The following is a 5,860-nucleotide window of genomic DNA, read 5'->3' as shown; positions in this document are numbered from 1 at the left end:
GTATTGCCTATCACCAAAAGTAATGCAGAAACCAGCAGCACGGTCAGACCGAAGACAAAACGGTCGCCCAACTTGAGGATGGCGGCCAGACGCTCGACCCAGACTAGATCAAGTTGCGCCTGTTGTACCTTCGGCAGCTCGGAAAGTTTTTGTCTTAATGCTTCAAGCGCGGGTTTGTCGACTTCCTTCGGGATCACCAGAACCACGCCAGGCAGCGGGTTTTCCGGCAACTCCTTGAGCGCGTCGCCCAAACCGGACTGCTGCTGAAATTCCTCCAGCGCCTGATCGCGACCGACATATTGTGCATCCGCTACACCCGGCATGCCTTTGATCTGTTCGCGCAGCGACTCGCCCTCAACGGGGCTGGCCTCCAATTGCAGGTACAGGGAAATTTGCGCCGCACGCTGCCAGGACCCGCCCAGCCGCTCGACGTTACTCAGCAAAAGTGACAGCCCCATCGGCAAACTCAGCGCAACGGCCATCACCATGCAGGTGAAAAAGCTGCCGATGGGCTGTTTGCCCAAGCGACGCAAGCTGTCCAGCAGACTGGCGCGGTGGCTTTCAACCCAGGCGCGGAACAACGTGGCAAAGTCCGGACCGTCGTCATCGTCGTGTTTTTTCTTTTGCGGTTGCGGATCGGCAGCCTTCGGGGCTACACGTTCGGAAACTTTGGGGCTGCGTGTCGCGCTCATTCGGTAGCCTCCCCGTCGCCAATCAATCGACCACGTTGCAGCGTCAGCATGCGGTGACGCATACGAGCGATCAGCGCCAGGTCGTGACTGGCGATCAGCACACTGGTGCCCAAGCGATTGATGTCTTCGAACACGCCCATGATTTCGGCGGCCAGACGCGGGTCGAGGTTACCGGTCGGTTCATCCGCCAGCAGCAAGGCCGGCCGGTGAACGATGGCGCGGGCAATGCCGACGCGCTGTTGCTGACCGGTGGACAGGTCGCCCGGATACAAATCGGTTTTGTCCGAAAGCGCCACGCGTTCCAGCGCCGAATCCACGCGCTTGACGATCTCGGCCTTCGACAGGCCAAGGATCTGCAAGGGCAGCGCGACATTATTGAACACCGTGCGATCGAACAGCAGCTGGTGATTCTGGAACACCACGCCGATCTGCCGGCGAAGATAAGGAATCTGCGCGCTGCTGATGGTGGCGAGGTCCTGACCGGCCAGGAGCAATTTGCCCGTGGTCGGACGCTCCATCGCCAGCAGCAGTCGCAATAAGGTGCTTTTACCGGCGCCGGAATGTCCGGTTACAAACAAAAATTCGCCCCGACGGACTCGAAAGCTCAGCTCATGCAAGCCGACGTGACCGTTCGGGTAGCGTTTACCGACCTGTTCGAAACGAATCATGAACGCTCCCGCTCGGCAAACAGTGCCTGGACAAAGGGTTCTGCTTCAAAAGTACGCAAATCGTCGATGCCTTCACCGACACCGATGTAGCGGATCGGCAGGCCGAACTGCTTGGCCAGGGCGAAAATCACCCCACCTTTGGCGGTGCCGTCGAGCTTGGTCAGCGCCAAGCCGGTCAGTGCGACGGTCTGGTTGAATTGTTTGGCCTGGTTGATGGCGTTCTGGCCGGTCCCGGCATCGAGCACCAATAGCACTTCGTGCGGCGCGTCGGCATCGAGCTTGCTGATAACCCGGCGAACTTTTTTCAGTTCTTCCATCAAATTGTCTTTGGTGTGCAGACGACCGGCGGTGTCGGCGATCAGGACATCAATGCCACGGGCCTTGGCCGCCTGAACGGCGTCAAAGATAACCGATGCCGAGTCGGCGCCGGTGTGCTGGGCGATGACCGGGATCTTGTTGCGTTCGCCCCAGACCTGCAACTGCTCGACCGCTGCGGCGCGGAAGGTGTCACCGGCCGCGAGCATGACTTTCTTGCCTTCGAGCTGCAGCTTCTTCGCCAGTTTGCCGATTGTGGTGGTCTTGCCGGCGCCGTTGACGCCTACCACCAGGATCACGAACGGCTTGTTCTGCGAGGTGATTTTCAGCGGCTGCTCGACAGGCTTGAGCATGGCGGCCAGCTCGGCTTGCAAGGACTTGTACAGTGCATCGGCATCGGCCAGTTCTTTGCGCGCGACCTTTTGGGTCAGGCGCTGGATGATCACCGACGTGGCTTCGACACCAACGTCGGCGGTCAGCAGACGGGTTTCCAGGTCTTCAAGCAGTTCGTCATCGATAGCCTTTCTGCCCAGAAACAGGCTGGCCATGCCTTCACCGATGCTGGCGCTGGTCTTGGACAGGCCTTGCTTGAGGCGGGCGAAGAAACCGGCTTTGGATTCTTCTGTACGCGGCGGCTCGACGAGTGTTTCGACGGGAGCGACGACAGGTGCTGGTGCTTGCACAACCGGAGCAACCGGAGCAACCGGAGCAACCGGAGCAACCGGAGCAACCGGAGCAATGAAAGCAGGAACCACAGGTTCTGCAACCACCGGCTCAGGCTCGGCTACGACGGCTGGTGCTACAACCGGTTCAGGCGCAGCCACGACGACTGGCGCAACAACCGGCTCTGGCGCAGCCACGATGACTGGCGCAACAACCGGTTCAGGCACAGCCACAACGGATGGCGCAATAACCGCCTCAGGCTCGGCTACGACGGCTGGTGCTACAACCGGTTCAGGCGCAGCCACGACGGTTGGCGCAACAACCGGATCAACCACAGCAGCCTGAACCGGGTTAGGCACAAACGCGGTCGGAGCAGGAATTGGCGGCGTAATGTGTGGCGCCAATTCATCTACAACGAGAGCAACGGGCTCTTCAGCCACCGGCAGCGTCAGCCACGGTTGCGCGATAGGTGCCTGCTGCACTTGGGTAACGACTTCGGCAACGAGATCCGGCTCAACCACCGGTTGCAGCACCGGTTCGGCGATGGGCAAGACAGTTGGCGCGAGCTCTTCATCTATAACCGGTATAACCGGTGCCGGCGTGGGCTCAGGAAGTGGCTGTGGCTGTTCGACGACGGGTTCCTGCGGCTTTTTGCGCAGCCATCCGAACAGGCTTTTCTTCTCGCCAGCCGCAGCTGGGGCTTTCTTGTCGTCGTTGGAACCAAACATGGAGGACGGCTATCTCACAGTAGCGGCGCACCCAAGGGCGCCCCGGCAAATAAATATTCGATGCAGAACAGACTGCGATTGACCCAGCTTGTTCACGCGCAACATTTTGTCGAGGTGAAATCTGCACCTCAAAGGTCGACTAATTCGAAGGACTGGAACGGCATCGTCGGCGAAAACACAGAGTTTAGCTATCAAACCCAAAGCTTGCGTCGCAAACCCAAACAACCTGCTGACCGATCAATGGCCTGATAGGCGTGGCCGCCAGTAAAACGGATCAGTATCCTAGCACCTCCTCGCCCGCCTAGGCTAAGACCAAGCGGGCAGCCCAACAGGTTTAAAAAAGAATGAATGCTCTAGCCCGCCGCGCTGCAGGCCTGCTGCTCAGCACAGTTTGCCTGCCACTGTCAGTCTTCGCTGCCGATCCACAACCCACCCACGAATTCACTCTCGATAACGGCCTGAAAGTTATCGTGCGCGAAGACCATCGTGCGCCGGTGGTGGTTTCCCAGGTCTGGTACAAGGTCGGTTCCAGCTACGAAACACCGGGTCAGACCGGTCTTTCCCATGCCCTCGAACACATGATGTTCAAAGGCAGCGAGAAAGTCGGCCCCGGTGAAGCCTCGCTGATCCTGCGCGACCTCGGCGCCGAAGAGAACGCGTTCACCAGCGACGACTTCACGGCTTACTATCAAGTGCTGGCCCGCGATCGTCTGGGCGTAGCCTTCGAACTGGAAGCGGACCGCATGGCCAGCCTGCGTCTGCCGGCTGACGAGTTCGCTCGCGAGATCGAAGTCATTAAAGAAGAACGTCGCCTGCGCACCGACGACAAGCCGATGTCCAAGGCCTACGAACGCTTCAAGGCGATGGCTTACCCGGCCAGTGGTTACCACACGCCAACCATCGGCTGGATGGTTGACCTGGATCGCATGACCGTCGACGAACTGCGCCACTGGTATCAATCCTGGTACGCGCCGAACAACGCCACGCTGGTGGTGGTCGGTGACGTTACCCCGGACGAGGTCAAAGCCCTTGCCCAGCGTTATTTCGGCCCCATTGCCAAACGCGATGTACCCATTGCCAAAAAACCGCTGGAACTGGCCGAGCCCGGCGAACGCCTGATCACCCTGCATGTGCAAACCCAATTGCCGAGCCTGATGCTGGGCTTCAACGTGCCGAGCATCGCCACCGCCGAAGACAAACGCTCGGTAAACGCCTTGCGCCTGATCTCGGCCCTGCTCGACGGCGGCTACAGCGGGCGCATCCCGACGCAACTGGAACGCGGTGAAGAGTTGGTGTCTGGCGGTTCGTCGAGCTACGACGCCTACACTCGCGGTGATAGCCTGTTCACCTTGTCGGCTTCACCCAACACCCAGAAAAAGAAAACCATGGCCCAGGCTGAAGCCGGTCTGTGGAAGCTGCTCGAACAGCTGAAAACCACCGCACCGTCCGCCGAAGAGCTGGAACGCGTAAGGGCTCAGGTGATCGCCGGCCTGGTCTTCGAGCGCGACTCGATCACCAGCCAGGCCACGTCCATCGGCCAACTGGAAACAGTCGGCCTGTCGTGGAAGCTGATGGATACCGAACTGGCCGACCTGCAAAGCGTAACGCCACAAGACATCCAGAACGCTGCCAAGCTGTATTTCACCCGCGAACGTCTCAGCGTCGCCCATGTACTGCCACTGGAGACGACTCATGAGTGAGCGTAAAAAACCACGTCTGGCCCTGATCGGCTTGATGGCTGTCGCACTGATCGGCTCTGCGACCTTCTACCTGTCCAGAAGCAGTGAGTCCAAGGCCAGCGAGGCGCTGGACAAAGCCAAGTCCAGCCAGAAGCTGCAATCGCTGACGGAACTCAACGGCAAGGCACCCAGCCACCGTGCCCTTGACGTACAGACCTGGACCACCGCCGAAGGCGCCAAGGTGCTGTTCGTCGAAGCCCGCGAGCTACCGATGTTCGACATGCGCCTGATCTTCGCCGCCGGCAGCAGCCAGGACGGCGAGGCAGCGGGTCTCGCCATGCTGACCAACGCGATGCTAAACGAAGGCGTGGCAGGCAAAGATGCCGGTGCCATCGCTGAGGGCTTCGAAGGCCTGGGCGCTGACTTTGGCAACGGCGCGTTCAAAGACATGGCACTGGTTTCCTTGCGCAGCCTCAGCGCCGCGCAAAAGCGTGAACCGGCCCTGAAGTTGTTCTCTGAAGTCATTGGCAAACCGACCTTCCCGGCCGACTCCTTCGCCCGCATCAAGAACCAGATGCTCGCCGGTTTCGAATACCAGAAGCAAAACCCCGGCAAACTGGCGAGCCTGGAACTGATGGACCGTTTGTACGGTGATCACCCTTACGCGCATGCCAGCGACGGTACGGCGAAATCCGTTCCAGCGATCACCCAGGCTCAGTTGAAGGCATTCCATGAGAAAGCCTATGCGGCTGGCAACGTGGTAATTGCGCTGGTCGGTGATCTGTCCCGCGCCGAGGCCGAGGCGATTGCCGCGCAGGTCTCCAGCGCACTGCCAAAAGGCCCCGCACTGGCGAAAATTGCACCACCCCAAGAGCCCAAAGCCAGCGTCGGCCACATCGAGTTCCCGTCCAAGCAGACCAACCTGATGCTCGCGCAACTGGGCATCGACCGTGACGATCCGGACTACGCCGCGCTTTCCATGGGCAACCAGATCCTCGGCGGCGGTGGTTTCGGCACCCGCCTGATGAGCGAAGTGCGCGAGAAACGCGGACTGGCGTACGGCGTGTACTCGGGTTTTACCCCGATGCAGGCGCGCGGCCCGTTCATGATCAACC

Annotated in this window: 5 protein-coding genes; 2 read left to right on the top strand and 3 right to left on the bottom strand. The window is 60.1% G+C overall.

All coding sequences use genetic code 11. The features are described 5' to 3' along the window. The 3 genes from AC1DRJ_RS17815 to ftsY form a co-directional block, all read right to left on the bottom strand. A partial coding sequence (locus tag AC1DRJ_RS17815) for a cell division protein FtsX (RefSeq protein ID WP_477803315.1) occupies window positions 1-692 on the bottom strand: 692 nt, incomplete at its 3' end. After that, complete coding sequence (gene ftsE, locus AC1DRJ_RS17810; RefSeq protein ID WP_477803314.1) at window positions 689-1,360, bottom strand: cell division ATP-binding protein FtsE; 672 nt, start codon at window positions 1,358-1,360, stop codon at window positions 689-691. The genes AC1DRJ_RS17815 and ftsE, both read right to left, overlap by 4 nt. Beyond that, window positions 1,357-3,066 (bottom strand): signal recognition particle-docking protein FtsY, encoded by a 1,710-nt coding sequence (gene ftsY / locus AC1DRJ_RS17805; RefSeq protein WP_477803313.1) that lies wholly within the window; start codon window positions 3,064-3,066, stop codon window positions 1,357-1,359. The genes ftsE and ftsY overlap by 4 nt, the downstream gene beginning before the upstream one ends. 344 nt (window positions 3,067-3,410) lie before the next feature. Here ftsY and AC1DRJ_RS17800 point away from each other — a divergent pair, with 344 nt between their 5' ends. Together AC1DRJ_RS17800 and AC1DRJ_RS17795 are read left to right on the top strand one after the other, a co-directional pair. Then, window positions 3,411-4,766 carry a M16 family metallopeptidase gene (locus AC1DRJ_RS17800; RefSeq protein WP_477803312.1) on the top strand — a complete coding sequence of 452 codons (1,356 nt, stop codon included), beginning with the start codon at window positions 3,411-3,413 and terminating at the stop codon, window positions 4,764-4,766. Next, on the top strand, window positions 4,759-5,860 hold a 1,102-nt coding region (locus tag AC1DRJ_RS17795; RefSeq protein WP_477803311.1), incomplete at its 3' end, for a M16 family metallopeptidase. The genes AC1DRJ_RS17800 and AC1DRJ_RS17795, both read left to right, overlap by 8 nt.

The sequence above is a fragment of the Pseudomonas sp. P5_B2 genome, assembly GCF_056400445.1.
The sequence above is the reverse complement of the archived record's forward strand: the minus strand, read 5'-3'. Positions and strand labels throughout refer to the sequence as shown.

Bases quoted from the DNA above. Each gene is read 5' to 3' on its own strand.
- ftsE (WP_477803314.1), bottom strand. From the start codon at position 1,360: ATGATTCGTTTCGAACAGGTCGGTAAACGCTACCCGAACGGTCACGTC.
- ftsY (WP_477803313.1), bottom strand. From the start codon at position 3,066: ATGTTTGGTTCCAACGACGACAAGAAAGCCCCAGCTGCGGCTGGCGAG.
- AC1DRJ_RS17800 (WP_477803312.1), top strand. From the start codon at position 3,411: ATGAATGCTCTAGCCCGCCGCGCTGCAGGCCTGCTGCTCAGCACAGTT.